The following is a 25,673-nucleotide window of genomic DNA, read 5'->3' as shown; positions in this document are numbered from 1 at the left end:
TTCTCCTTCTTATAAAAATTGCTGCGGCTCATGGTCAATGCTGAGACGAAGCTCGCTATTTTCACGTTCTTGAGTCAAGGCCAAGACCTGGTTGAGGGTTGGACCCAGCTCATCTTCTAAACGGTATTTAATCAAAATCTGGTAATGATAAAGGTTGTGGGTACGGGCAATGGGTTTTGGTGTCGGTCCAAGGATTTTACTAGTTTCCGATAAACCTGATCGCAAAATTCCCATAACTTCATAGGCACGTTTGACAACCTCTTCTTCTTTCTTGTGAGAGAGGGTAATCCCAATAGTGAAATAATAAGGCGGATAGCCGAGTTGGCGCCTAATACTCATTTCATAGGCATAAAAACCTTCATAATCCTGATCTTTTGCAAAACGAATAGCATAGTGCTCAGGATTGTATGACTGGATCAAGACCTGCCCAGCCTTTTCCGCACGACCTGCACGACCAGCCACCTGAGTTAAGAGTTGGAAGGTTCTCTCAGAAGAGCGAAAATCAGGTAGATTCAAGGCCGTATCCGCATTGAGCACTCCGACTAGGGTCACATTTGGAAAATCCAAGCCCTTGGCAATCATCTGAGTTCCCAGCAAGATATCTGCTTCCCCTCGCCCAAACTGGTCAAGAAGAGCTTGGTGGCTGCCTTTCTTACGGGTCGTATCCACATCCATCCGCAGAATGCGGGCCTGAGGAAAAAGCTCTGCTAGCTCATCGTAGGCTTTCTGAGTCCCCGTCCCATAGTAACGAATACTGCGGCTCTGACAGTTGGGACAGACATGAGGAATTCCCTTAGAAAAGCCACAGTAATGGCAGTTCATGGTCTTGGTATCCATGTGGAGAGTCAGAGAAATGTCACAGTTGGGACAAGTATCCACGGTCCCACACTCCCGACACATAACAAAGCTAGAATAACCTCGACGGTTGAGCATGAGGACTACCTGTTCTTTTTTATCCAAATGGTCTTGGATGGCCTCTAGCAAAGGAGGGGTAAAGTTTGATGTCTCATTCTGTCCGATATAGTCTCGAAAGTCAATCACTTGAACCTCAGGAATCGTGGCTAAAGGATTAGCTCGTTGGGTTAGTCGTAAGTGTTGATAGACACCTTTTCCAGCCCGTGCACGGCTCTCTAAGCTCGGTGTTGCCGAACCAAGGACTAGGGCTGCTTGATTGTACCGGGCCCGTAAAATGGCGACCTCTCTAGCATGATAACGGGGATTGCTGTCTTGTTTATAGCTAGCCTCATGTTCCTCATCGATAATCATGACACCCAAATTTTTCAGTGGAGCAAAGATAGCTGATCTGGCCCCAACCACTACCTGAGCATCGCCACGCTCAACCTTGCGCCATTCGTCGTACTTTTCACCATTGGACAGGCCTGAGTGAAGAATGGCCACTTTCTCGCCAAAACGAGCAATGAAACGCTCCGTCATTTGTGGCGTCAGAGAAATCTCAGGTACCAGCAAAATAGCCGTCTTACCCTTGTCCAAGGCTCCTTGGATAATCTGCAAGTAAACCTCAGTTTTCCCACTTCCTGTAATCCCTTGAAGGAGGAATGGAGGCTGTTGACTGCCAATAGCACTGACAACCGTATCACGCGCCTGTCTTTGTTCAGGATTCAATTCCAAAGGTGTACTAGCTTCAATGCCTTCAAAATAAGCAGCTGAGCGTTGCACTTCCTTTTGGACTATGGACACAGCTCCTTGCTCCACAAAGAAGTTGGCTTGCTCGCGCGAGTAGAATTCTAACAAGCTAGCCAGAGGAGCACTTTCAGGATGAGACAGCAGATAGTCTCTCAATTCTAACTTTTTCTTGGCACGCGCAGAAATCTCAATCTGCTCTAGTCGATTAGCATTAACCACATACCAAGACTGAGTCTTGACCTTCTTTTGATCGACTGCCTGGTATTCTAAGCGGAGCAGACCTTTCCTGGTCAATCGCATCATTTCTGCCTGCTTGGCCAAATCTAGAGAAGAAAAGGCTAGCGAATTTTCTGAACCAAACAAGCGCTCTCGGTCCTCCTGACTCAGACCTTCTAGAGGATAGAGAATCTTATCATAACTGGAGTTTAAAAATCCTGGAAGCATGGCTTTTAGAATGGAGATCTTGTAAGAAAAGACTGACTTACGAAGCTCCTCAGCCAGCCAGAGTTGCTCCTGGGTCAAGACGGGAGAAAAGTCTAGAACTTCTGCAATCTCTTTCAAGTCCTGATCTGCCACTTCTTCATCCGACTGGGACTCCAAGCCCAACACAATCCCTTGGATCAAACGATTGCCCTTACCGAAGGGGACATGAACCCGCATACCGGCTTCCAGCATCTCTACAAATTCCTCTGGGACCTTATAACTATAGGGCTGGTCCGTCTGCATCAGGGGAACATCCACAATAATCTTTGCGATTGCCATCTTCTCACCTCCTCCTTGTCAATAAATTCTTGCAATAGAAAAAATAAGATTGAGTCCCCCCAACCTTAAATTTTTTCACCATCTTCTTTTTCTTTAGCAATTTGCTCTTTGATTTTCTTTTCTTCTTCTTCTTTGCGGCGTTTTTCTTCTTCGATACGGAGACGAACCGCTTCACGTTTTCCTTCTGGATCTGGGTGAATGGTTACATTGCCTGACTCGATTTCTTCCAAAGCACGAAGAGTTGATTTTTCAGACTTAAACTCTTGAGTTGCTGGCGCACCTGCTTCTAGTTCGTGGGCACGTTTTGCTTCCAAGATTACGAGTGAATATTTTGATGGCACCTTGTCGAGCAAGGTATCAATAGAGGGTTTTAACATCATTTGCTTGTACCTGTTTCCTATAGTTTATCGAGTAGTTGGAGATTTTGGCAACATCTCCTGGTAGTGACCAATGACACGGTCCACACGGAAGTGTTCAGCTTCGATCACACGCTTGACACGTTCAGCAGCGAGGGGCACCTGATCGTTGACAATGGCATAATCATACTCACGCATGAGGGCAATTTCTTCCTTAGCTTTTTCGATTCGTTGGGCAATCACTTCAGCGCTATCTGTTCCACGACCTACCAAACGATCTTGCAATTCATCCAAGTCTGGTGGCGTTAAAAAGATAAAGACAGCATCTGGAACCTTTTTCTTAACCTGAAGAGCTCCCTGAACTTCAATCTCAAGAAAGACATCGATTCCCTTATCTAGGGTTTCGTTGACATAGGTCAGAGGAGTTCCATAGTAGTTACCGACATATTCTGCATATTCCAACATCTGACCTTGACGGATCAGCTCTTCAAACTCTTCACGAGTACGGAAGAAATAGTCCACTCCGTCCACTTCACCAGGACGTTGCGCGCGCGTCGTCATCGATACAGAGTATTGAAATTGATTCTCAGAACTCTCAAAAATCTCTCTTCTAACCGTTCCTTTCCCAACTCCTGAAGGACCAGAAAAAACGATTAGCAAGCCTCGGTCTGCCATTATGTCTCCTTTAGTTAGTCTGTGAAATAAAGTAAAATTTCTCTCGGATACTGATGATAGCGTCAGTTATCCTTCTACAGTCTTTCTATCTAGTGTAACAAAAAAGCAGTAATTTTTCAACTGCTCTTTCTTATTTATTTAGCATAATCTACTGCACGAAGTTCGCGGATCACGGTTACCTTGATATTTCCTGGGTAATCGAGATTGTTTTCAATTTTCTCACGAACTTTGTGAGCCAAGATTGTGACTTTGTCGTCCTTGATTTGTCCTGGATTAACCATGATACGGATTTCACGTCCTGCTTGAAGGGCAAAGCTATTTTGCACTCCTTCAAAGCCATTGGCGATTTCTTCCAAATCATGGAGACGCTTGATGTAGCTTTCAAGAGATTCACTACGAGCACCTGGACGCGCTGCACTCAAGGCATCTGCTGCAGCAACGATCACTGCAATGACGCTTTCGGCTTCCACATCGCCGTGGTGGCTAGCAATGGTATTCACCACAACTGGGTGTTCCTTGTACTTACGAGCCAACTCTGTACCAATCTCAACGTGACTACCTTCAACCTCGCGGTCAATAGCTTTTCCGATGTCATGAAGGAATCCAGCACGACGTGCAAGAGCTACATTTTCACCAAGTTCACTGGCGATGATACCAGATAGCTTAGCAACTTCAATCGAATGACGCAAGACATTTTGTCCATAAGAAGTACGGAACTGCAAGCGTCCCATAATCTTCATCAAGTCTGGATGGAGGTTTGGCGCACCAATCTCATAGGCAGCAGCCTCACCGTATTCGCGGATCTTATTGTCAATCTCCTGACGGTTTTTCTCCACCAACTCCTCGATACGAGCTGGGTGGATACGGCCATCTTTGAGCAACATTTCCATGGTCATACGAGCAATTTCACGACGAATCGGATCAAATCCTGACAAGGTCACCACTTCCGGTGTATCGTCGATAAGCACATCGACCCCTGTCAAACTTTCAAAGGTACGAATATTTCGACCTTCGCGTCCGATAATGCGTCCCTTCATGGTATCATCTGGTAGGTGAACTGTTGAGTTTGTTGACTCTGCTACATAGTCACCAGCGATACGCTGCATAGCCTGAACCAAGATATCTTTCGCAATCTTGTCTGAACGTTCCTTGACTTCTTGCTCAGCCTCACGAATGCGGCTAGCAATTTCCTTGGTCAAGTTTTCCTCTGTCTGAGCCAAGATAATATCTCGAGCCTCAGTTTGGGAAAGGGAACCGATACGTTCAAGTTCAGCTTCTTTTTGTCTTTCGACTTCCTCTAATTGCTCTTCACGTGCATCAAGGTTTTTTGCTCTATCAGAAATACTTTGTTCTTTTTGTTCAAGTGTTTTTTCTTTGTCCGTCAAATTGTCATCTTTACGGTCAAGGCTCGTAGCTCTCTCCGTCAAACGACTTTCAATTTGCTTGAGCTCCTGACGTTCTGACTTAAATTCAGCGTCCACTTCTTCACGGTATTTTCTGGCTTCCTCTTTGGCCTCCAATAGTGCTTCTTTTTTAAGAGACTTGCTTTCGCTCTTGGCTTCATTTAGCAATAAATCCGCTTCGCGCTCAGCTTGTCCTCGTAAATTAGTTGCTTCTTGTTCAGCATTTAGAAGCATCAACTCTGCAGCCTCTTGAGATGATTTCATCTTAGCTGAGATGCTGACATATCCAATGACTAAACCAATGATGACGGCAAAAACAGCAATCGCAAGTGTCATGATTTCCATGTTTTTACCTCATTAAATTTGTTTATCGAATGACATACATTCCTTAATATTCTATCATAAAAAAAGAATTTAAACAAACCTTAAATGGATATCGCTAACATCCGCATTATCACTATCATAGTTATCATTTACAGATATAAAGCGAATACCTTTTTCAGGAAATATCTTTTGTAAGTACTTTCCTGACTCGATATAATCTCTGCCGAAACGAGATAAATCTTTTACCATAATGATAGAAAACTTTCCTTTATTCAGGTCATCAATCATATTCTTAAAATTTGGTCGCTCAAAATTAGAACCACTATATCCATCATCTACATATTCATAGGATAATTCAATAGATTTCTCTTCTACCTCAAAAGCAAAAAGGATAAATTCCCCCTACACTTTAATAGTGAAAATTTATCCCTCTTGGTAACCTCTTTTATTAATTTTTTTGATAAAGAAAACGCACATTTTATTTAACTGGTGCTGAAATCTTTATAATAATATTTTTTTAGTTCTTTCTAGAATAATGATATTAAGATTTTTCATATATCTTATATATTCTTCTTCTGTGCTAGCAATCGAAATATCTTCTTTATCTAAAAAGACAACCTGATTGTTCTCTAAATCTGATTTAATTAAATCTATAATTTTATTTTGCTCATATATAAATCCTTCTAACTTGAAAAACTCGACAAAGTTCTTAAATCCATTTTTACAATTATCATCATCAATAAATAGTTCAAACCATTCATGGTAATTCTCTATAGCATAATCTATTTTTGAATTATTATTTCTCACAAACCATTCTTTTATAGCATATAGTGTTAAATCAAAACGATCATAATATCCGTTTTTTCCACCTCTAGCCTGATTAACGGTTTCTTTTCCACCACCTCTAGGGAAAAGAATGTGTCCACCTATTGTTCTTGAAATTTTCAAATGATCTAAAATTATTCTGTCGTTTAATCCTGCCTCTTTTGCCCAATAAATAGAAGCTCCTATATAATCACTTGATAATAAATACTTATCCTTATCAATAAATAAAGTATAAAAATCTCCTTTTCCAAAGTTTTGGCATTTATTACATACAGATGTTATTTTAAGTTTTTCTTTTGAATCATCATCAAAAAACATCTCACATAAATCATCGTACAACGCCTTACTACATACATCAGGATCCTTTCTATAATCATAATCTAATGAAAAACCTTTGGGAAAATAAGGATATAAATCAAATAGATAATTTTTAAACTTCATATTTATTATTCTCCATTAAATCTTTTTAGGCAATTTAAAGTCAAATTTTCCTCCAAGCACACTCGCACTTACTCCCGTAACTACTACAAGTGTTGTACTAATTGTTCCTATTTTCTTCACGCCACTGTTTAGCTCTTTTGTTAAATAAAACAACATTGATCATATCTGCTTCACTTACATACTTGTAAGACAACTGTTCGTTGGTAAGATCTTTTAAGAGATATTCTTTGATTGCTCCAGTTTTCTCTACCCATTTCTTAGGAGACAATGTAAATGAATTATATCCAGCTTCCGATTTAATTCGGTCGAATTCGACCGAATTAAAATTCATGTTGTTTAAGCTTTTCCATAAACCAAGAAACTCAATTGTATCTTTTCTTCTCATCCAATTTTTAATTACATCACTCGATACTTATCCGAACGATAAGCTCCACGTAAGGTGTTCGCAATCGACCAAACTGCATTGACTACATTTGAAATCTGAACATCGTTCGACTGGAATATCGGTAGTTTTTCTTTAAAATTAGACATTTGCTCCCCCCTGTTTTTATTATTAATAATTCTCTTCATTATACCACAAAATAAGAGTTATTAAGCGGATTCAAGGGACAAGAATCTAGTTATTATACTAAAATTTTTCACTGATTTTCTAACTTAGGAAATCTGTCATTTTCCAAAAATTTTATCTTCAATCTGCTAACTAAAATTTCTAAAATAAAAAAGCCTACCTTTCAGTAGACTTAGTAGTGATCTTTGAAGGACAAGAAAACGATGTTATCCCCATCCATCATATAAATCAAGCGATTTTCTGCATCAATACGACGTGACCAGGCTCCTTGGTAGTCATACTTGAGTGGTTCTGGTTTCCCCATTCCTATAAAAGGATCGCGTTGAATATCCTTGATTAATTTATTGATTCTTTTTAATGTTTTCTTATCTTGGTTTTGCCAATAGCAATAATCCGCCCAGGCATCTTCTGTAAACTTGAGCAGCATTTCTCACTCCTCAATAACATGGACCTGAGTGCTTCCAGCACGAACTTGAGCCATTCCTCGCAAGACCTTGTCAGAAAGTTCCTTATTTTGAGCGATTCTCAGGGTTTCCTGAATACTATCCCACTCGCTCTTTGAAAGGACTACAATATCCTCATCTGGATTTTTATTGACCACTGTTAAAGGCTCAAATTCATCGTTTACCTTTTTCATGTAGTCCTTTAAATGATTTCGGAATGTTGAGTAAAGAACTGCTTCCATAACCATACCTCATTTTACCTCTTTTCCACTATTATACACAAAAAGAAAGAAATTGTCAGGAACTTGTACAAGATTCTTCTTTTCTATCTATTTATTCGAAAATCTTCTAAAAAAGCCTACCTTTCAGTAGACTTAGTTTGTTTCTATTCTAATCGGCGCTCTTCCGAAATTCTGCTCTGCTATACTTGGCTGTCCTAGTTGGTAAATCTGGTCTGCCTTTTGTGTTATGGTATCCCAAGGTTCTTTTCCAATTCGGCTGACTAGATGGAGCTGCTCTTTCAGAGACTTGAGGTGCTGTCTGCCTTTTTCAGTAAAGCCAAGGACATGGATGCCTTCTGGCAAGTCGCTTTCTCTGGCCTGCACCAAGATATAAGTCAAGAGGCGTCTGACACGCGCCTTGGTGTAGCGTTTGGTCGCAACTGCCTCGACCAATTCGTCAACAGACTGGGCTGTTTTGATAGCTTCCTTGATGCGCACAGCCATTTCTTGATTGACCTGATAGATGGTGGTAAGGTCGGGATTTGACAAAATTTGATAGCGGAGCAAGGGAAAATAGTCTTCCCAGCTCACCTTACTGGTCTGCTCAAAGAGGGCAACCGAAGGCATAAAGCGTTCTAAGAAACCTTGGTCTGATTGATGCTGACGGAGGGCTGTCGCCGAGGCAAAGTCCACATTCTTATCCACAGAATGGTAACCAGCCCCCTGACGCTGAATCGGCTCAAGCTTGATGTTTCGTCCTGCAACCGCCTTGGCATAGGCCAAAGCCAGAACATGATTGGGGGTATGGCCAGAAAAATCAAGACCTGCAAATTCCTTCCACATAGCTTGGGTTTTCTGGGGATAAGAGAGGGAATCAGACAGATTTTCCACAAATTTCTCCATCTTAGCACCTTGCTCTGTGTATAAGTCAGAAATTTTCTGGTAATCCAGAACTTCCTCTGTCCCAAAAGCTAGGCTATCAATGCCTAACCGAGCCAAGATATCCACAGCCCCTTGACCGAAGAAATCCGCCGCCTGAACACTGACTAAAAAGGGCAATTCCACTACTAAATCTGCGCCATTTTCAAGCGCCATCTGAGCCCGTGCCCACTTGTCCACGATAGCAGGCTCTCCACGCTGCATGAAATTCCCTGACATGGCTACGATTTTCAGTCCCTCTGCTTGATCCAGCAAGTATTTGTGCCCATTATGAAAGGGATTGAATTCCGCGATAATACCTGTGATGGTCATGATGTTCTCCTACTTCTGCGCAACAAAAAACCAACGGGTGCTGGTTGCTGTCGGCTCCTTGTCCTCAAAGTCCGCATAGAGTTTGAAAGACTTGAAACCAGCCTGTTCCAGCAAAATATCATAGGTCAAAACCTCATAGGTTCGCTCCTCATGAACTTCATCGTGGCGACTAAAGGAACCGTCAGCCTCCTTGATAAAGAAGGTCAACTCATGCACGATGGAGTGAGGTGCTTCGTCCTCATAGGTGTCCCAAAGCATGGCAAAATCTTCCGCATTTTCATGGTAAGAATAGCCTGGAAAAACTTCATCTGTCTGGTAAGTCGAATGCACATCAAAAATAAAGACACCATCTTCATTGAGGGCATTATAGACTTCCTTAAAGACATCCCCTACTTCCACCTCATCCTGCATGTAGCAGATAGAGTCCGAATAACACGTGACAAAATCATATTTCCCTGCCTTGGACAAATCCAGCATGTTGCCTTCAATAAAATCAATCTTTTGCTTGGCTGAAGTCGCTCTCTTCTCCGCAATCTTCAACATATCAGCACTCAAATCAAGTCCAGTTACATCAAAACCAGCCTGAGAAAAGCGCACTGACTGGATGCCTGTCCCACAAGCCAGCTCCAAGAGTTTCTTTCTCCCCTTAGTCTTTGGCAAATGACGGAGGGAAAAATCCGTCCATTTATCGTATAAACTATCATCCATCACAGCATCGTAAACAGCCGCAAAAGTTTCATATGTCGCCATAAAACATGATACCAAGAGCCTCCATGGCAAACACCACTCGCCCTCACCTTTCCATCAATTTTCTTCTAAAATAAGCAAATAAACCCAGTTGACTACAACTGAGTTCATCTTCTACGCCAAAGTTTCAGATAAATCTACTGAATTCGCCTCATGCCATAGTTTTTCTAGGTTATAGTGGGCACGCATTTCTTCTGAGAAGATATGCACAACGACACCGCCAAGGTCCAGCAAGACCCAGCCTCCAGCTGCATCACCTTCGACATGGCTGCCTTTAACACCAGCTTGAGCTACTTTTTCACGGATATTATCAGCGATAGCGTCTAACTGACGGCTATTCATCGAGCTCGTGATGACAAAGTAGTCTGTAACACTGGTCAAATCTTGTACATCAAGTGCGAGGATATCCTCCGCACGTTTCTCATCAGCCGCTTTCACGACTAGTTCTAGTAATTCTTTTTCGTTCATTTAGTCCTCTTTCTAGAAAATATGTTTGTAATCTAGGACATCTGCAAAGCGCCCCTCCCAAATGTCCTCATAAAATTCATTTATCGTTTCTGCTGGAATGTCATCACCATCAAACGTTGTGCAAGTTCCTTCTGGAATAATAAGCTTATAGCCATATTCAAAGGCAACCTTGACAGAGGTATCCACACAATATTCTGTCTGCATGCCACATAAAACTAATTTTTCAATTCCCTGTTTATCCAAGTATTCTTTTAAGCCAGTTTCTTTGAAAATACTATTATACTTCTTCTGAAAGACCTTTTCATCAGGTTTTCGATTTAAAAGCGTAGATAACTGCCAATCTTCTGATGTTTGGGCTTCAGGATTCTCAATACGTTGAACATAGATAATTTCGATATTCTTACTTCTAGCTTGGTTTTGTAAATAAGAAATTTTTTCCAATAGACCTTTTGCCTGAAACCCAGTTTCCACTAAAATATTCTGAACATCAATGATTATAAAAGCTGTCTTCATTTAGTCCTCTTTCAAATAGTGCACATAGGCGTTATAGGTTGCAAGGGTTTGGGGATAGATAGGAAATCCCTGATGAGCTAAATGCTCCACAGTTCGCGCTGTTTCGTAGGCCACTGCCTTATTGAGAGATAGCTCCGCAATTTCACGCGCCACATCCACTCCAGGAAAGGCACGATTGTGTTCGATATAATCTGCGACGTAGACAACTTTATCTAGGTCGCTCATCTGACCAGCCCCAACTGTATGGATTTCGATAGCTCGCAGGATTTCTGGAACATGCAAATCCAAATCTTCCTTGATTTTGTAGATGCCAACCATCCCATGCCAAACATTATTGCCCCAGTTTTTGAGGTCAGGGTCTAGCTGATAACGGTCAATCAAGTCTAGAAATTCCTGATTTGATAACTTTTTAGCATAGTCATGAAGGAGGCCTGCTAGACCGGCTTTCTCGGCATCGACTCCAAATCGCTGAGCCAGTTCTATAGCTGCACGCTCCACACCTAGACAGTGGGTTAAGCGTTTTTCAGGTAGAAGCTCTGCCATTTTTTCCAACAAAGCCTCACGGGAGCAGTTGATATAGTCTTGATATGCCATCAGTAGAGCCCCTCCTTCTCGATGTAGTCTAGAACTGGCTGAGGCAGGAGAAAGTTAGGTTTCCGACCTTGGGCAATGAAGTCACGCACCATGCTGGACGAGATGTCCATGAGAGGCACATCCACCCAGATAACTGGATAGGAAGTCCCAGCCTTGTAGCGTGGGCGCTGAACCCCTACAAACTGAACCATGTCGACCAACTCATCAATTCGGTACCACTTAGGCAGATAGTCCACCATATCAGCACCGATAATGAAGTAATAATCCGTATCTGGATGTTGCTCTGTCAAAATCTTCATGGTGTCGTAGGTGTAAGAAATGCCCTTGCGCTCTAGCTCGATTGTTTCAATGGCTAGACCTTCAATCCCCTCAATCGCTAACTTAAGCATTTTAAGACGATGGTGCTCAGGGATGGTTTCTTTTTTGTCCACGTGAGGAGGTTGGTATTCAGGCATAAGCAGGACCTGATCCAGTCCTAACTGTTGTCGTACTTGGTCCGCCACAACAAGATGGGCATGGTGAACGGGATTAAAATTCCCCCCTAAAATCCCAACTTGTTTGCGTTTTTTCTCCTTGATTTCTGGTTCCAACTCTACCTTAGTAAAGGGAGTCAATAATTCGATTGCCATAGGCTCATCTTCCTTTAATTCTCTGTAAAAACAGTTTCTTGGAGTTTCAGTCTTAGATTTCTTTGACTTTCTTGGAAATCTTGCGATTTTCTTTCTTGTTGGATTGTTTAAACAAGATCAAGATGCGTCCGATTTTTTGGACAGTATCTACACCAATTTCTTCTTCCAAGATTTCAGCTACTTCATGGATGTTTTCATCTGTGTTTTGCAAGAGCGTTACCTTGATTAATTCACGGGCATCAAGAGCTTGACGAACGCTGGTTTTTATTTGGTCGTTGAGTCCATTTTTTCCGATTTGTATGATGGGTTTGAGGGTGTGTGCCTGGCTGTTGAGGAAGGCACGTTGTTTCGATGTTAATGACATGATCTTTCTTCCTTTTTTGATAGTTATTTTAGGTGGGGGGGGACGGTCGGAACTAATTTTTCAAAGACTTCATCTTTGAAAAATGGATTTCCTGACCTCACAATTGAGCCTAGATCTCAATTGTGCCCCTTGCCAATCTAACGATTGGCAATCACACCATGACAATAACTATCTTTTTATGAGCTCACTTTGTTCGCTCAGCTATTTTATTTTAAATAATGGCTTTTCGTGTGACGACGGCGACGCCTTCTGGTGCCCAGACGGCGACTTTGGCGGTGCCTGTTACGCGGATCCAGCCTAGGCCTGAGATGACTAGGTCGGTTTTGTCCTTGATGGTAAAGACATGTTGGACTAGTTTTGGAAAATCTTCTTTTTCCTTAGTATTTGGTGGTGTCAGAAGAGTTCCAAGGTGCTTGTCATAAAAGGTACTAGCGCCTTCAAGCTTGGTACGATGGAGTTTGAGTTCATTGTCAAAGAAGGCTGTGAAACCTTGCTTCTCACCTGCAATGAAGTCAAAGCGTCCCAAACCACCTAAAAACAGGGTTTGTTCAGGATTGAGCTGATAGGTTTTGGGCTTGATTTCCTTTTTAGGGCTGACATACTTGAGGTTTTTAACCGTCAAGTAGTGGGCCATCTGGTGACGGTGGATAATCCCTGGTGTATCGTAGATATAAGATCCGTCGTCAAGAGGAATCTCAATCTTGTCCAAGGTTGTCCCTGGGAAGCGTGAAGTCGTGATGACATTCTGGTTGCCCGTGATTTCTTGGATAATAGCGTTGATAAGGGTTGACTTTCCAACGTTGGTCACGCCAACGACATAGACATCGCGGCCCTTACGGTAGTGTTCAATCTTGTCAATGACTTCCTTGATAGCATGCTTATTCTGTGCTGAAGTCAGGATGACATCCACAGGGCGAAGACCTTCTTCGTGGGCACGCTCCATGAGCCATTGGCTAATCTTGCCCGGTTTAACTGACTTGGGCAGGATATCTTTTTTATTTCCAACCAAGAGAACATCATTGCCTGATACAAAACGTGGCAAGCCTGGGATGACAGAGCCATTAAAGTCAAAGATATCAATGACATTGACCACTAAGGCATCACTGTCTCCCACCTCATGCAAGAGCTTGAGGAAATCATCGTCCGTCAACTGGACATCTGTGATTTCATTGTAATGACGGAGACGGAAACAGCGTTGGCAATAGACTTCGCCAGTCTCCAACCCTTTTTCAAGTGCCGATTGGGGTGTAAATCCCAGACCAGCCTTGTCTGTCGTCTGAATGGTTGCTCCACAACCAATACAGAGAATTTCTTCCATAGTTAAATTCCTTTTTTATATGTAATCGGTCCGTACTTTTCAGTAATTTGCTTCATGACACGACGCTCACGAGCTCGGTTGATTTGCGTTTTGATGGAGTCATGTTGGACCAAGGGTTTGACCAAGATTGAGCGAATCCCTGCACGGTGGGCTGCTCGTATATCCGTCATGAGTTGGTCGCCGACCATGACCACTTCACTTTTCTCATAGTGGAATTCCTTCATAGCACGGTCAATCCCAAATGTGAAAGGCTTCAAGGCCCAATAAACGTAATCAATTCCAAATTTCTCAACTGCACGTTGGACCCGTTTTTTGGTGTTATTTGAGACCACGATGATGCGAATACCTGCATCCCGAAGGTCATGTAACCATTGCTTCATCTCTAGCGTCCCATCAGGGTTATTCCAAGCAATGAGGGTATTGTCCAAATCGACCAAAACAGCCTTGATCCCCTGCGCCTGCAAGCTTGGGACTGTCAGATCATAGACTGCTTCCACAGCAAAATCTGGCATGTAATTTTCAATCGCCATTCCGGCTCCTTTTCTTTTTAATTTCTAGCAATTTTCTTTAAACATTGAGCTAAGACTGCCCATAAAATGAGACTAGCTATCAAAATATAAATCCAAGCATTTGGTTCATCTGTAAACGGTAAGGGAACATTCATTCCGAAAAATCCTGTAATAACCGCAAGGATAGCTAGCAAGACTGAGATAATTGTCAAAGTTGTCAAATTATCATTCAGATTATTATTTAGGATGTTGTTGTAAGAGGCTGAGAGTTGTTGTAAGACTTGAGATATTAAGTCTGTCATTGAAACCAACTGATGGGCTTCAATCATAGCATCGTCAAACTGCTCTCTTTCTACCTCATTAAGATTACGATAAAGAGCATGCCCTTGGATGTGTTCCAAGAGGAGACGATTTTGTTTAGCAGCTGCTGTCAGGTAAACCATACCAGTTTCCAAGTCAGAGAGGGCGAAAAGATTTTTTTTAGTTGTTTTTTGACGAAGAAGTGCACTGATTTCATCCTTACTTTTATCCATCTCTTCAATAACTGGATAGTAAGCATTGCTAATAATCTCTAAACTGGCAAAAAGAAATTTGTAGATTGAAATAATTTCATGGCTTTCAAGGTAGGTTGCCATGCGTTTAATCACATAAGTATTCTTGTGATTGCTGATAGTAATCAGCCGTTGTTTTTCAACGATAAAGGTCATCGGAATCGCTTCATAATATTCTTTGTCTTTTTCTAAATCGAGAACATTATAAATAAAGGTTACCGTCTCCGTTTCACGGTTATAATCCATGTGGGCTCGTTCATTTCTATCCAGAGCATACTCGATGGTTTCCTTGTCCAATCCATAGATATCAGAAAGATCTTCCATATTTTTAATCTTATCCACATCAAGGTCTATCCAAGTACGATCGTGACCTAGTTTTTTCTCTACAAATAGCATACTCTCTCCTTTACCAAACTCCTTCTATTGTACCACAAATCTGCTAAAATAGTCGGACTATTCAGTACGGGATAAATTACTAACAACGATAATATTGCGGTTAGGAACAAAGTGAAGAGCTTGATCATCACCGCGCAGTTGTGTTGTACGTATTCCTACACTAACGACCTTTCCAGAGACGGTAATCGGTCCATTTGTGAGGACCACTTCATCACCCACATCAAGCTGGCGTTCAAAGAGGATGAAGAAACCATTAATAACATCAGATAGAAAACCTTGTGCCCCCATACCAATGGCCACCCCGGCAATCCCCGCACCAGCAAGGAGGCTAGAAACTGGCAGTCCTAAAATAGACAGGATACAGTAGAGCAAAAAGAAATAAAGAATGTAGTTAAAGACATTCTCCAGCAAACGAGAAATGGTCTTTTGTCTTCCTGCATCCCGATTTGAAAATTTAAGTGAGGGCTTGACAATCTTTCGTACAGTCGCATGAAGCATCTTTTTAGCTATATAAAATAGTAAAAACAAAATCAAAAGAGAAATCACCTTAGTCAAGAGATTCTCTAACATGGTTGTCAAATCAAGTTTATCAAAATAACGTTGAAAAAAATCTTGCATATAAAACTCCTTTTCCCTATTATACCATAAAATCGCCGTTCTCTTTTCTTTCATAATTATTCAATTATCGTTCCTGTTTTCAAAATATCACTTGCCTCTATAGCATATTTATACTATAATTATAAACAATACATTTTGAAGGAGACTGCTATGAAACGAATCATTAGAGCCTGGACCAAGGCAAGCCTCATCAAACGAATCCTTATTGGAATGATTTTGGGAGCTACATTAGGGATGCTCTTCCCAAACCTTACAGGAATTGGTCTACTTGGAGATCTCTTTGTAGGCGGACTGAAAGCCATCGCTCCTATTTTGGTTTTTGCCCTTGTTGCCAATGCCCTTTCCCAACACCAAAAGGGGCAAAATACTAATATGAAGACTGTTATTTTCCTATACTTGCTTGGAACCTTTGCTGCTGCTTTGGTAGCCGTTCTAGCTAGCTTCTTACTGCCTGTGCAAATCACCCTGACCAGTGCAAATACAGAAGTTGCTGCTCCTGACGGTATCGGTCAAGTCCTCAGCAATCTCTTGCTCAAACTGGTGGACAATCCCTTAAATGCTATTGTCCAAGCCAACTATATCGGGATTCTCTCTTGGGCAGTCATCTTTGGCTTGGCTATGAGAGAAGCAAGTAAACACAGTAAAGAATTGCTGAAAACCATGGCGGATGTCACCTCTAAAATCGTGGAATGGATTATCAATCTAGCACCCTTTGGGATTTTAGGTTTGGTTTTCAAGACGATTTCCGACAAAGGCATTGCCAGTCTGGCTAACTACGGTGTCCTCCTAGGACTCTTGATTGCTACCATGGCCTTTGTTGCTCTCATCGTCAATCCTCTCATCGCCTTTCTCTTTATGAGGAAAAATCCCTATCCCCTTGTTTTGAAATGCCTACGTGTCAGTGGTATTACAGCCTTTTTCACTCGTAGCTCTGCTGCAAATATCCCTGTCAATATGAAACTCTGCCAAGACTTGGGGCTGAGTCCTGACACCTACTCTGTTTCCATCCCGCTTGGTTCGACCATCAATATGGCTGGCGCTGCCGTTACCATAAATGTCCTGACCCTGGCTGCTGTCAATACACTCGGAATCTCGGTAGACTTTGGGACAGCATTTGTACTCAGTGTAGTGGCTGCCATTTCTGCCTGCGGGGCATCTGGAATTGCTGGGGGATCGCTTCTCCTCATTCCTGTCGCTTGTAGCCTCTTTGGGATTTCCAACGACTTGGCTATGCAGGTTGTCGGAGTCGGATTTGTGATCGGAGTCGTGCAAGACTCCTGCGAAACAGCTCTGAACTCTTCAACAGATGTCCTCTTTACAGCGGTTGCTGAGTATGCTACAAACCGAAAACTTCGCCCCTAGTCTCTGATTTCTCATTAAATACTTGATTCTATTAGTTTAGGAAATTTTCATGTCCCTCACTCAACGCACGACAAAACTGATCTTAGCGACCTGTCTCGCTTGTTTTCTCGCTTATTTTTTAGATTTATCATCAGCTGTTTCAGCTGGCATTATCGCCCTCTTAAGCCTTTCCGACACGCGCAGAAGTACGCTGAAATTGGCTCGAAACCGCCTCTTTCCCATGCTCCTAGCGCTCGCTATCGGCGTTCTAGCCTTTCAGCTTACGGGCTTTCACATATGGAGCCTAGGCCTCTATCTGGCTCTCTATGTGCCTCTAGCCTATAAAATGGGTTGGGAAATCGGCATCACACCTAGCAGTGTCTTAGTTGGTCATCTCTTGGTACAGGAGTCTACTTCTCCAGCTCTCTTGCTCAATGAAGTGCTCCTCTTTCTCATCGGGACAAGCTTTGCTCTGTTGGTCAACCTTTACATGCCTTCTCGCGAAAAAGCCATCCAAAGCTACCACCTTCAGGTCGAAGAAAAGTTAAAAGACATCCTGCTTCGCTTTAAATACTATCTGTCAAGAGGAGACGGACGCAATCAAGCCCAACTCGTTGACCAATTAGATAGCCTTCTTGAGGAAGCCCTCAAGCTGGTCTATTTGGACCACTCAGATCATCTCTTTCACCAAACGGACTACCACATCCACTACTTTGAGATGAGACAGCGACAAAGTCGCATCCTGCGAAATATGGCCCAGCAGATTAATACCTGTCATCTGGCCGCAAGTGAGAGTTTGATTTTGGCCCAGCTCTTTTCTAAGATTGCTGCCCAGCTAAGTCAGACCAATCCTGCTCATGGCCTACTTGATGACATCGAACGCTATCTGCAAGTCTTCCGCAATCGGAGTCTCCCTAAAACACGTGAGGAGTTTGAGACCCGTGCCACTCTCCTACAGCTACTACGCGAAGCCGAAACCTTTATCCAGGTCAAGGTCGATTTTTACCAAAAATATGGAAACTAGAAAAACCTCAGAAGAATTCATGTAACATGATTTCTCTGGGGTTTTTAATTTACCTTTGACTTCAATTACCTTTACTATATGAAAAAATCCATGAATCGATAATATTCGTAAAACTTTACTAGTGGAGCGCCTAGCCAAGTCCATAGAAACTTGGCGTTAATTACTTAGATTGTTACACATTCAAATAAATTTACTGAGCTACGACACTGAGTTTTACAAATGGAATCGATTTGTAAAACTCAGTTAGTGAGGCAGTTAGGTAGTTCAATTCCTTACCATTACGACGGAAAAATCCACGAATCGATAATATTCGTGGATTTTTACTAGTGAAGCGTTTAGGTAGACCGCCATAGCGGTTACCGTCAAATGACAGCAACTTTATGTTGCTAGTCATTTGTAACGATTTACATTTTTTCCTCCAACTCTACGTCTGGATATTTATCCGCAAACCAGCGGAGGGCAAAGTCATTTTCAAAGAGGAAGACTGGTTGGTCAAAGCGGTCCTTAGCCAAGATATTGCGGCTTGATGACATCCGTTCATCCAAGTCCTCAGGCTTGATCCAACGAACAGTCTTTTTACCCATTGGGCTCATGACCACTTCTGCATTGTACTCGCCTTCCATGCGGTGCTTAAAGACTTCAAACTGGAGTTGTCCGACAGCACCCAGCATATACTCGCCTGTTTGGTAATTCTTGTAAAGCTGAATGGCTCCCTCTTGCACCAATTGCTCAATCCCCTTGTGGAAGGATTTTTGTTTCATGACGTTCTTAGCAGAAACTTTCATAAAAATCTCAGGAGTAAAGGTTGGCAGTGGTTCAAATTCAAACTTATTTTTTCCAACCGTCAAAGTGTCTCCAACCTGATAAGTACCGGTATCGTAAACCCCGATGATATCTCCTGCAACAGCATTGGTTACATTCTCACGACTTTCAGCCATAAACTGGGTAACATTCGACAGCTTAGCTCCCTTACCAGTACGAGGAAGGTTAACACTCATCCCACGCTCAAATTCGCCCGATACGATACGAACAAAGGCAATACGGTCACGGTGACGAGGATCCATGTTGGCTTGGATTTTAAAAACGAATCCTGAGAAATCCTTGTCATAAGGATCCACAATTTCGCCATCTGTTTTCTTGTGTCCATGTGGTTCAGGGGCAAACTTAAGGAAGGTCTCAAGGAAGGTCTGCACACCAAAGTTAGTAAGAGCTGATCCAAAGAATACAGGTGTTAATTCTCCAGCCAGAATAGCTTCTTCTGAAAATTCATTTCCCGCTTCTTGCAAAAGTTCGATGTCGTCCTTAACCTGAGCGTAGAAAGGATTGCTTCCAAAGAGCTTGTCCCCTTCTTCTAGACTAGCAAAACGCTCATCACCTTTATAAAGTTCTAAACGTTGGTTATAGAGGTCATACAAGCCCTCAAAAGCTTTCCCCATCCCGATTGGCCAGTTCATTGGATAACTTGCAATACCCAAGACTTCTTCTAGTTCTTGCAAGAGATCTAGTGGTTCACGACCATCACGGTCCAGCTTGTTCATAAAGGTAAAAACGGGAATGCCACGGTGTTTCACAACCTCAAACAATTTTTTGGTTTGGGCCTCGATACCCTTGGCAGAGTCCACGACCATGACCGCAGCATCCACCGCCATCAAGGTACGATAGGTATCTTCTGAGAAGTCCTCGTGCCCTGGCGTATCTAGGATATTGACACGTTTTCCGTCGTAGTCAAATTGCATAACAGATGAAGTGACCGAAATCCCACGTTGTTTCTCGATATCCATCCAGTCAGACTTGGCAAAAGTTCCTGTTTTCTTTCCTTTTACAGTACCGGCCTCACGAATCTCGCCTCCGAAGTAGAGCAACTGCTCAGTGATGGTTGTCTTCCCCGCGTCCGGGTGGGAGATGATGGCAAAGGTACGGCGTTTCTTAATTTCTTCTTGAATAGTCATAAGTTCTCTTTCTTTGATGTTCTATTTTTAGTTGTTTCAGTAGTTAAGAATGATTTTTACATTGGATTTTACTATTCCTTTCAACTCTCCATTATATCGGATTTTGGGGAGTTTTTCAATTGCTCATCCGATGAAAAGGCAAGCTAGAGCACAGATTGCGCCTGATTTCTCTTTTTCCACCGTTTCTTGAACAAGATATCAAAGAGAACAAGAGCCAGTGAAAGGATGGCCGACACAAGGAGGTACTTTAGCCATAGAGGAGCATTCGAGATAAACGGTGTATCTCTTAAGAGACCATAATTTCCACCCGTCACCTGATTAACCCCAACTAGAAAGAGATTGAGGATAAAGGTATAGGCTACAATCATATATTTCTTGAGCAAGGTCTTATCATAGTGATTCATCAAGTAAACCAAGGAATTCACCAAAAGGGCATAGTGCCCAATCAAAAATGAAAAACTGGTGATATGGGGAAAATCATAGGGATCAAAAACGGGGTAAACCAAGGCAAAGACAGCTCCACTTGCTCCTAAGAGGGAAAAATATTGCTTGCTCCGCCATTTATCAGGCAAGAAAATCACCGCAAACATAGCCAAACGACAATGATAAAATGGAAGGCTATTAGAAAATGGAATCCCAAAACCAACATACCAACTATATAGGGCCAGCAACTGGAGAATCTGAATCCACTTAAACAAGCGGACAAATTTCGGATTTTTGTGATAAGCAAGTGCCCCATAAATACAAAGCACTAAAAGAAGCATCATAGCCCCATACCAAAAGAGTGGAATAGGAGGAGGAACCGTCTGAGATCTGGTGATAAATTGATGGAACATATTTTTATCCTAACTCTTATTTTCTCTATTCTCTAGTTTAACCATTATAGCGAATTAAAAGCGATTTTTCAATTTCTATTTCTTTTCAGTTTGGCTCCCTTATTTATAGGAAAATATGGTAAAATAGAACAGACTAAAAATCATCATTTCACGAAAGGATGCAAGATGAAAATTACGCAAGAAGAGGTAACACACGTTGCCAATCTTTCAAAATTAAGATTCTCTGAAGAAGAAACTGCTGCCTTTGCGACAACCTTGTCTAAGATTGTTGATATGGTTGAATTGCTAGGCGAAGTCGACACAACTGGTGTCGCACCTACTACGACCATGGCTGACCGCAAGACTGTACTCCGCCCTGATGTGGCTGAAGAAGGAACAGACCGTGACCGCCTGTTTAAAAACGTACCTGAAAAAGAAAACTACTATATCAAGGTACCAGCTATCCTAGATGATGGAGGAGATGCCTAATGACTTTTAATAACAAAACTATTGAAGACTTGCACAGCCTCCTTGTCTCTAAGGAAATTTCTGCAACTGAATTGACCCAAGCAACTCTTGAAGATATCCAGTCTCGCGAGAAAGCTATCAACGCTTTTGTAACCATCGCTGAGGAGCAAGCCCTTGCACAAGCTAAGGCTATTGATGAAGCTGGAATTGACGCGGACAATGTCCTTTCAGGAATTCCATTGGCTGTTAAGGATAATATCTCTACAGACGGTATCCTCACAACTGCAGCCTCAAAAATGCTCTACAACTACGAGCCTATCTTTGATGCGACAGCCGTTGCCAATGCCAAAGCCAAGGGCATGATTGTCGTTGGGAAAACCAACATGGACGAGTTTGCCATGGGTGGTTCAGGTGAGACTTCTCACTACGGTGCGACTAAAAATGCTTGGGACCACAGCAAGGTTCCTGGTGGATCATCAAGTGGTTCTGCTGCTTCTGTAGCTTCAGGCCAAGTTCGCTTGTCACTTGGTTCTGATACTGGTGGTTCCATCCGCCAACCTGCTGCCTTTAACGGGATCGTTGGTCTCAAACCAACCTACGGAACGATTTCACGTTTCGGTCTCATTGCTTTCGGTAGCTCACTAGATCAAATCGGACCTTTCGCACCAACTGTTAAAGAAAATGCCCTCTTGCTCAACGCTATTGCCAGCGAAGATGCCAAAGATTCTACTTCTGCTCCTGTCCGCATTGCCGACTTTACTTCAAAAATCGGGCAAGATATCAAGGGCATGAAAATCGCTTTGCCTAAGGAATACCTCGGTGAAGGAATTGACCCAGAAGTTAAAGAAACCATCATCAACGCAGCCAAACACTTTGAGAAACTTGGGGCTATCGTTGAAGAAGTGAGTCTTCCTCACTCTAAATACGGTGTTGCCGTTTACTACATCATCGCTTCATCAGAAGCTTCATCAAACTTGCAACGTTTTGACGGTATCCGTTACGGCTACCGCGCAGAAGATGCAAGCAACCTTGATGAAATCTATGTAAACAGCCGTAGTCAAGGTTTCGGTGAAGAGGTGAAACGCCGGATCATGCTGGGTACCTTTAGCCTTTCATCAGGTTACTATGATGCCTACTATAAAAAAGCTGGACAAGTCCGTACCCTCATCATCCAAGATTTCGAAAAAGTCTTTGCAGATTACGACTTGATTTTGGGACCAACTGCTCCAAGTGTTGCCTATGACTTGGATTCCCTCAACCATGACCCCGTTGCCATGTACTTGGCTGACCTTTTGACCATCCCAGTCAACTTGGCAGGTCTACCAGGAATTTCGATTCCTGCTGGATTCTCTCAAGGTCTCCCTGTCGGTCTCCAATTGATCGGTCCTAAATACTCAGAAGAAACCATTTACCAAGTTGCTGCTGCTTTTGAAGCGACAACAGACTACCACAAACAACAACCCGTGATTTTTGGAGGTGATAACTAATGAACTTTGAAACAGTCATTGGACTTGAAGTCCACGTAGAGCTCAACACCAATTCAAAAATCTTCTCACCAACTTCTGCCCACTTCGGAAATGACCAAAACGCCAACACCAACGTGATTGACTGGTCTTTCCCAGGAGTTCTGCCAGTTCTCAATAAAGGTGTTGTCGATGCCGGTATCAAGGCAGCTCTTGCCCTCAACATGGACATCCACAAAAAGATGCACTTTGACCGCAAGAACTATTTCTACCCTGACAATCCAAAAGCCTACCAAATTTCTCAGTTTGATGAACCTATCGGTTATAATGGTTGGATTGAAGTGGAGCTCGAAGACGGTACGACCAAGAAAATCGGTATCGAACGTGCTCACCTAGAAGAAGACGCTGGTAAAAACACCCACGGTACAGATGGCTACTCCTATGTTGACCTCAACCGCCAAGGGGTGCCTTTGATTGAGATTGTATCTGAGGCTGACATGCGCTCGCCAGAAGAAGCCTATGCTTATCTAACTGCCCTCAAGGAAGTTATCCAGTACGCTGGTATTTCTGACGTTAAGATGGAAGAAGGTTCGATGCGTGTGGATGCTAATATCTCCCTTCGCCCTTATGGTCAAGAGAAATTCGGTACCAAGACTGAGTTGAAAAACCTCAACTCCTTCTCTAACGTCCGTAAGGGGCTTGAATACGAAGTCCAACGCCAAGCTGAAATCCTTCGCTCAGGTGGTCAAATTCGCCAAGAAACACGTCGTTACGATGAAGCTAACAAAGCAACCATCCTCATGCGTGTCAAAGAAGGTGCTGCAGACTACCGCTACTTCCCAGAACCTGACCTACCACTCTTTGAAATCTCAGATGAGTGGATTGAGGAAATGCGTACAGAATTGCCAGAGTTTCCAAAAGAACGCCGTGCGCGCTACGTATCTAATCTTGGCTTGTCAGACTACGATGCTAGCCAGTTGACTGCAAACAAAGTCACTTCTGACTTCTTTGAAAAAGCTGTTGCCCTCGGTGGCGATGCCAAACAAGTCTCTAACTGGCTCCAAGGCGAAGTCGCTCAGTTCTTGAACGCTGAAGGTAAGACACTGGAACAAATCGAATTAACACCAGAAAACTTGGTAGAAATGATTGCCATCATCGAAGATGGTACGATTTCTTCTAAGATTGCCAAGAAAGTCTTTGTCCACCTAGCTAAAAATGGTGGTGGCGCGCGTGAATACGTGGAAAAAGCAGGCTTGGTGCAAATCTCAGATCCAGATGTTCTGATTCCAATCATCCACCAAGTCTTTGCGGATAACGAAGCTGCTGTTGCCGACTTCAAGTCAGGCAAACGCAACGCAGACAAGGCCTTCACAGGATTCCTCATGAAAGCTACTAAAGGACAAGCGAATCCACAAGTCGCCCTCAAGCTACTTGCCCAGGAATTAGCTAAGTTGAAAGATAACGAATAAAGTATACTTAGATAAATAGCCTTTTCTACTGGAAAACAAACTTAGATAAGGAGAACCTATGAATAAGTTTTTAAAATTCTTATTTGCTTTTGTCGTCCTTGCAATGGTAGGCGCTTCTATACTACAAATTTTCTTTCCATCATACATGGGAAGTCACTCCGGGTACGGAATATCTGCTGGTTGGCAACGAGAAATTGGAATATGGAATTTAGCTGTATTGATTATTATTCTCGCTATCAATATTAAATACGATTGGTTCTATCTACGAATCGCACTTCTTGCTCTCATTATTGGCGGAATTGGAATAGGAACAAATCACTTACTCAATTATATGGAGTATCACTCTCCTGTAAATGCTATCGGTGCTTTTGAAAATTACTTGCTAGCAATAGGATGGATTGATGGATTGTGGGATGGCTCATCGAGCGCCATTCCATAAAGAAGCTAAATGCTAGTAAATAACACCTAGTATATCTTAGATGATTTTTAAAGGTTATTAAATAGTTTAATAATCATTCAAATTCAGAATTCTACCTTTTCAATCATATAGTTAGGAGACACATGAAAAAGTTTTACGCTCTCTTAATGACCTGTTTATTACTTGTTTTTCTATCCGTGCCTCAAATCGTTGATGCGGGTGTTGGACATTCCAGAAGTGGAGGGAGCAGCCGCAGTAGCTCCAGAAGTAGTAGCCGCTCAAGTGGAGGTGGAAGTCGTTCTGGCGGCTCATCCTATCACTACTACCGCTCTGGATACGGATCATCCTCTGACAGTTCTACTAGCTCTCCCTATCTAGGATTTATGTTCATATTAGTCGGAGGAATCATACTAGTTGTTATCGTCAAATCCTTGCAGAGTAAGTCTGGAGATTCGAGTTCAACCTACACTAGTAATGATTATCAGACGCTCCATCGTCGAGTTGAACACAACACACTGGCCATTAACCGTGTGAAATACGGGGATCCAAACTTTGACGCTGAGGCCTTCACATCTTGGGTTAAGGAAGTCTACCTTAAATTGCAGGTTGCCTGGACTGAGAAAAATTGGAACTCTGTCCGCGCTTTGGAAAGTACCAGTCTCTACTCTCAACATAGTACCCAACTTGAGGACCATATTCGAGCTAAAACAACTAATGTTTTAGAGAAAGTTTGTATCGAAAATGTTCGCATCAAGGAGTTCATTGAAAATCCTGACGGAAACGATACCTTAGTGGTGATTCTGTCATCTACCTTGCGGGACTATGTCATTGACGATGAGACTCGTCGTGTCCTCGAAGGAGATCCTAAAAAAGATCTCTTCACCGTGTATCAATTGAACTTTATCCGTCAACATGGTAGCCAAACGCAAGCAGTCAATCCAGACCAAGTTGTGAGCGACCACTGTCCAAACTGTGGCGCCCCATTAAAAATCTCTGCAGTTAGCGAGTGTGACTACTGTGGTGCCAATCTCTCTCGCAGTCCAAACCAATGGGTACTTGATACCTATGATGTTGTGGATGAAGACGAGCTTTATAATTAGGAGGAA

Annotated in this window: 29 protein-coding genes and 2 pseudogenes; 7 read left to right on the top strand and 24 right to left on the bottom strand. The window is 42.5% G+C overall.

The features are described from left to right. Window positions 1-9 precede the first annotated feature (9 nt). From ATE34_RS01040 to ATE34_RS00940, 21 genes and pseudogenes are all read right to left on the bottom strand, one after another. Window positions 10-2,406, bottom strand: coding sequence for a primosomal protein N' (locus tag ATE34_RS01040; RefSeq protein WP_084910712.1), 2,397 nt, complete (start codon window positions 2,404-2,406; stop codon window positions 10-12). A 65-nt stretch (window positions 2,407-2,471) separates the two neighbouring features. Beyond that, window positions 2,472-2,786, bottom strand: coding sequence for a DNA-directed RNA polymerase subunit omega (gene rpoZ, locus ATE34_RS01035; protein ID WP_002874282.1), 315 nt, complete (start codon window positions 2,784-2,786; stop codon window positions 2,472-2,474). 24 nt (window positions 2,787-2,810) lie between these two features. Then, window positions 2,811-3,437 carry a guanylate kinase gene (gene gmk, locus ATE34_RS01030; RefSeq protein ID WP_000775041.1) on the bottom strand — a complete coding sequence of 209 codons (627 nt, stop codon included), beginning with the start codon at window positions 3,435-3,437 and terminating at the stop codon, window positions 2,811-2,813. A 134-nt stretch (window positions 3,438-3,571) separates the two neighbouring features. Further along, a complete protein-coding gene (locus ATE34_RS01025) occupies window positions 3,572-5,185 on the bottom strand; it encodes a ribonuclease Y (RefSeq protein WP_084910710.1) in 1,614 nt (537 codons plus the stop codon). Between the two features lie 81 nt (window positions 5,186-5,266). Continuing rightward, window positions 5,267-5,515, bottom strand: a pseudogene (locus ATE34_RS01020) (recombinase family protein); the annotation flags it as partial. Window positions 5,516-5,665: 150 nt separating this feature from the next. Continuing rightward, entirely contained in the window at window positions 5,666-6,430 is a 765-nt protein-coding gene (locus tag ATE34_RS01015; protein ID WP_084910706.1) for a DUF6994 family protein, read from the bottom strand. Window positions 6,431-6,539: 109 nt separating this feature from the next. Beyond that, window positions 6,540-6,830, bottom strand: a pseudogene (locus tag ATE34_RS10925) (KilA-N domain-containing protein); the annotation flags it as partial. Then, entirely contained in the window at window positions 6,827-6,961 is a 135-nt protein-coding gene (locus tag ATE34_RS01005) for a type I restriction endonuclease (protein ID WP_001815749.1), read from the bottom strand. The gene ATE34_RS01005 and the pseudogene ATE34_RS10925, both read right to left, overlap by 4 nt. Window positions 6,962-7,170: 209 nt before the next feature. Next, window positions 7,171-7,425 carry a Txe/YoeB family addiction module toxin gene (locus ATE34_RS01000; RefSeq protein ID WP_084910704.1) on the bottom strand — a complete coding sequence of 85 codons (255 nt, stop codon included), beginning with the start codon at window positions 7,423-7,425 and terminating at the stop codon, window positions 7,171-7,173. A gap of 3 nt (window positions 7,426-7,428) precedes the next feature. After that, window positions 7,429-7,683: a type II toxin-antitoxin system Phd/YefM family antitoxin gene (locus ATE34_RS00995; RefSeq protein WP_000388572.1), complete on the bottom strand. Its 255-nt coding sequence runs from the start codon at window positions 7,681-7,683 to the stop codon at window positions 7,429-7,431. Window positions 7,684-7,815: 132 nt separating this feature from the next. Then, window positions 7,816-8,913 carry a nucleotidyltransferase gene (locus tag ATE34_RS00990; protein WP_084910702.1) on the bottom strand — a complete coding sequence of 366 codons (1,098 nt, stop codon included), beginning with the start codon at window positions 8,911-8,913 and terminating at the stop codon, window positions 7,816-7,818. 9 nt (window positions 8,914-8,922) lie between these two features. Next, the gene (locus tag ATE34_RS00985) at window positions 8,923-9,663 is read right to left on the bottom strand and encodes a class I SAM-dependent DNA methyltransferase (protein ID WP_084910700.1); all 741 of its coding nucleotides are present in this window, start codon (window positions 9,661-9,663) and stop codon (window positions 8,923-8,925) included. Window positions 9,664-9,774: 111 nt separating this feature from the next. Then, window positions 9,775-10,128 (bottom strand): ribosome silencing factor, encoded by a 354-nt coding sequence (rsfS, locus tag ATE34_RS00980; RefSeq protein WP_001003021.1) that lies wholly within the window; start codon window positions 10,126-10,128, stop codon window positions 9,775-9,777. A 12-nt stretch (window positions 10,129-10,140) separates the two neighbouring features. Next, the gene (locus ATE34_RS00975) at window positions 10,141-10,641 is read right to left on the bottom strand and encodes a cysteine hydrolase family protein (protein ID WP_061597965.1); all 501 of its coding nucleotides are present in this window, start codon (window positions 10,639-10,641) and stop codon (window positions 10,141-10,143) included. Beyond that, the gene (gene yqeK, locus ATE34_RS00970; protein WP_084910698.1) at window positions 10,642-11,235 is read right to left on the bottom strand and encodes a bis(5'-nucleosyl)-tetraphosphatase (symmetrical) YqeK; all 594 of its coding nucleotides are present in this window, start codon (window positions 11,233-11,235) and stop codon (window positions 10,642-10,644) included. Then, window positions 11,235-11,864: a nicotinate-nucleotide adenylyltransferase gene (locus ATE34_RS00965; protein WP_061597967.1), complete on the bottom strand. Its 630-nt coding sequence runs from the start codon at window positions 11,862-11,864 to the stop codon at window positions 11,235-11,237. The genes yqeK and ATE34_RS00965 overlap by 1 nt, the downstream gene beginning before the upstream one ends. Before the next feature lie 52 nt (window positions 11,865-11,916). Next, window positions 11,917-12,228 (bottom strand): ribosome assembly RNA-binding protein YhbY, encoded by a 312-nt coding sequence (yhbY, locus tag ATE34_RS00960; protein ID WP_061597968.1) that lies wholly within the window; start codon window positions 12,226-12,228, stop codon window positions 11,917-11,919. A gap of 211 nt (window positions 12,229-12,439) precedes the next feature. Continuing rightward, window positions 12,440-13,546 carry a ribosome biogenesis GTPase YqeH gene (gene yqeH, locus ATE34_RS00955; RefSeq protein WP_061597969.1) on the bottom strand — a complete coding sequence of 369 codons (1,107 nt, stop codon included), beginning with the start codon at window positions 13,544-13,546 and terminating at the stop codon, window positions 12,440-12,442. Between the two features lie 2 nt (window positions 13,547-13,548). After that, window positions 13,549-14,076 carry a YqeG family HAD IIIA-type phosphatase gene (locus ATE34_RS00950; RefSeq protein WP_084910696.1) on the bottom strand — a complete coding sequence of 176 codons (528 nt, stop codon included), beginning with the start codon at window positions 14,074-14,076 and terminating at the stop codon, window positions 13,549-13,551. Window positions 14,077-14,093: 17 nt separating this feature from the next. Beyond that, window positions 14,094-15,002 carry a magnesium transporter CorA family protein gene (locus ATE34_RS00945; protein ID WP_000899718.1) on the bottom strand — a complete coding sequence of 303 codons (909 nt, stop codon included), beginning with the start codon at window positions 15,000-15,002 and terminating at the stop codon, window positions 14,094-14,096. 57 nt (window positions 15,003-15,059) lie between these two features. Beyond that, window positions 15,060-15,620, bottom strand: coding sequence for a mechanosensitive ion channel family protein (locus ATE34_RS00940; protein WP_084910694.1), 561 nt, complete (start codon window positions 15,618-15,620; stop codon window positions 15,060-15,062). A gap of 150 nt (window positions 15,621-15,770) precedes the next feature. On the opposite strand from ATE34_RS00940, the gene sstT reads away from it, so the two are divergent. Together sstT and ATE34_RS00930 are read left to right on the top strand one after the other, a co-directional pair. Continuing rightward, a complete protein-coding gene (gene sstT / locus ATE34_RS00935; RefSeq protein ID WP_084910692.1) occupies window positions 15,771-16,982 on the top strand; it encodes a serine/threonine transporter SstT in 1,212 nt (403 codons plus the stop codon). 49 nt (window positions 16,983-17,031) lie between these two features. Next, on the top strand, window positions 17,032-17,985 hold the full coding sequence (locus ATE34_RS00930) for an aromatic acid exporter family protein (RefSeq protein WP_084910690.1): 954 nt from the start codon (window positions 17,032-17,034) through the stop codon (window positions 17,983-17,985). A 190-nt stretch (window positions 17,986-18,175) separates the two neighbouring features. Here ATE34_RS00930 and ATE34_RS10920 read toward each other — a convergent pair whose 3' ends face one another. The 3 genes from ATE34_RS10920 to ATE34_RS00920 form a co-directional block, all read right to left on the bottom strand. Continuing rightward, a complete protein-coding gene (locus ATE34_RS10920; RefSeq protein WP_142357475.1) occupies window positions 18,176-18,379 on the bottom strand; it encodes a hypothetical protein in 204 nt (67 codons plus the stop codon). A 10-nt stretch (window positions 18,380-18,389) separates the two neighbouring features. Then, complete coding sequence (locus tag ATE34_RS00925; protein WP_000155103.1) at window positions 18,390-19,934, bottom strand: peptide chain release factor 3; 1,545 nt, start codon at window positions 19,932-19,934, stop codon at window positions 18,390-18,392. 143 nt (window positions 19,935-20,077) lie between these two features. Then, entirely contained in the window at window positions 20,078-20,770 is a 693-nt protein-coding gene (locus ATE34_RS00920; RefSeq protein WP_084910688.1) for a YwaF family protein, read from the bottom strand. Window positions 20,771-20,935: 165 nt separating this feature from the next. Here ATE34_RS00920 and gatC point away from each other — a divergent pair, with 165 nt between their 5' ends. From gatC to ATE34_RS00895, 5 genes are all read left to right on the top strand, one after another. Beyond that, window positions 20,936-21,238, top strand: a complete 303-nt coding sequence (gatC, locus tag ATE34_RS00915) for an Asp-tRNA(Asn)/Glu-tRNA(Gln) amidotransferase subunit GatC (protein WP_000705420.1) — start codon at window positions 20,936-20,938, stop codon at window positions 21,236-21,238. Further along, a complete protein-coding gene (gene gatA / locus ATE34_RS00910) occupies window positions 21,238-22,704 on the top strand; it encodes an Asp-tRNA(Asn)/Glu-tRNA(Gln) amidotransferase subunit GatA (RefSeq protein ID WP_061597973.1) in 1,467 nt (488 codons plus the stop codon). Before gatC ends, gatA begins: the two co-directional genes overlap by 1 nt. Next, window positions 22,704-24,149, top strand: a complete 1,446-nt coding sequence (gatB, locus tag ATE34_RS00905; protein WP_061597974.1) for an Asp-tRNA(Asn)/Glu-tRNA(Gln) amidotransferase subunit GatB — start codon at window positions 22,704-22,706, stop codon at window positions 24,147-24,149. The genes gatA and gatB overlap by 1 nt, the downstream gene beginning before the upstream one ends. Window positions 24,150-24,207: 58 nt before the next feature. Then, entirely contained in the window at window positions 24,208-24,588 is a 381-nt protein-coding gene (locus ATE34_RS00900; RefSeq protein ID WP_061597975.1) for an Asp23/Gls24 family envelope stress response protein, read from the top strand. Between the two features lie 122 nt (window positions 24,589-24,710). After that, window positions 24,711-25,667, top strand: coding sequence for a zinc-ribbon domain-containing transport protein (locus ATE34_RS00895; protein WP_061597976.1), 957 nt, complete (start codon window positions 24,711-24,713; stop codon window positions 25,665-25,667). The last annotated feature ends 6 nt before the right edge of the window (window positions 25,668-25,673 follow it).

Source organism: Streptococcus oralis subsp. tigurinus (assembly GCF_002093545.1).
Taxonomy (GTDB): Bacteria; Bacillota; Bacilli; order Lactobacillales; family Streptococcaceae; genus Streptococcus; species Streptococcus oralis_C.
This window is presented reverse-complemented; position numbering and strand designations above follow the sequence as displayed.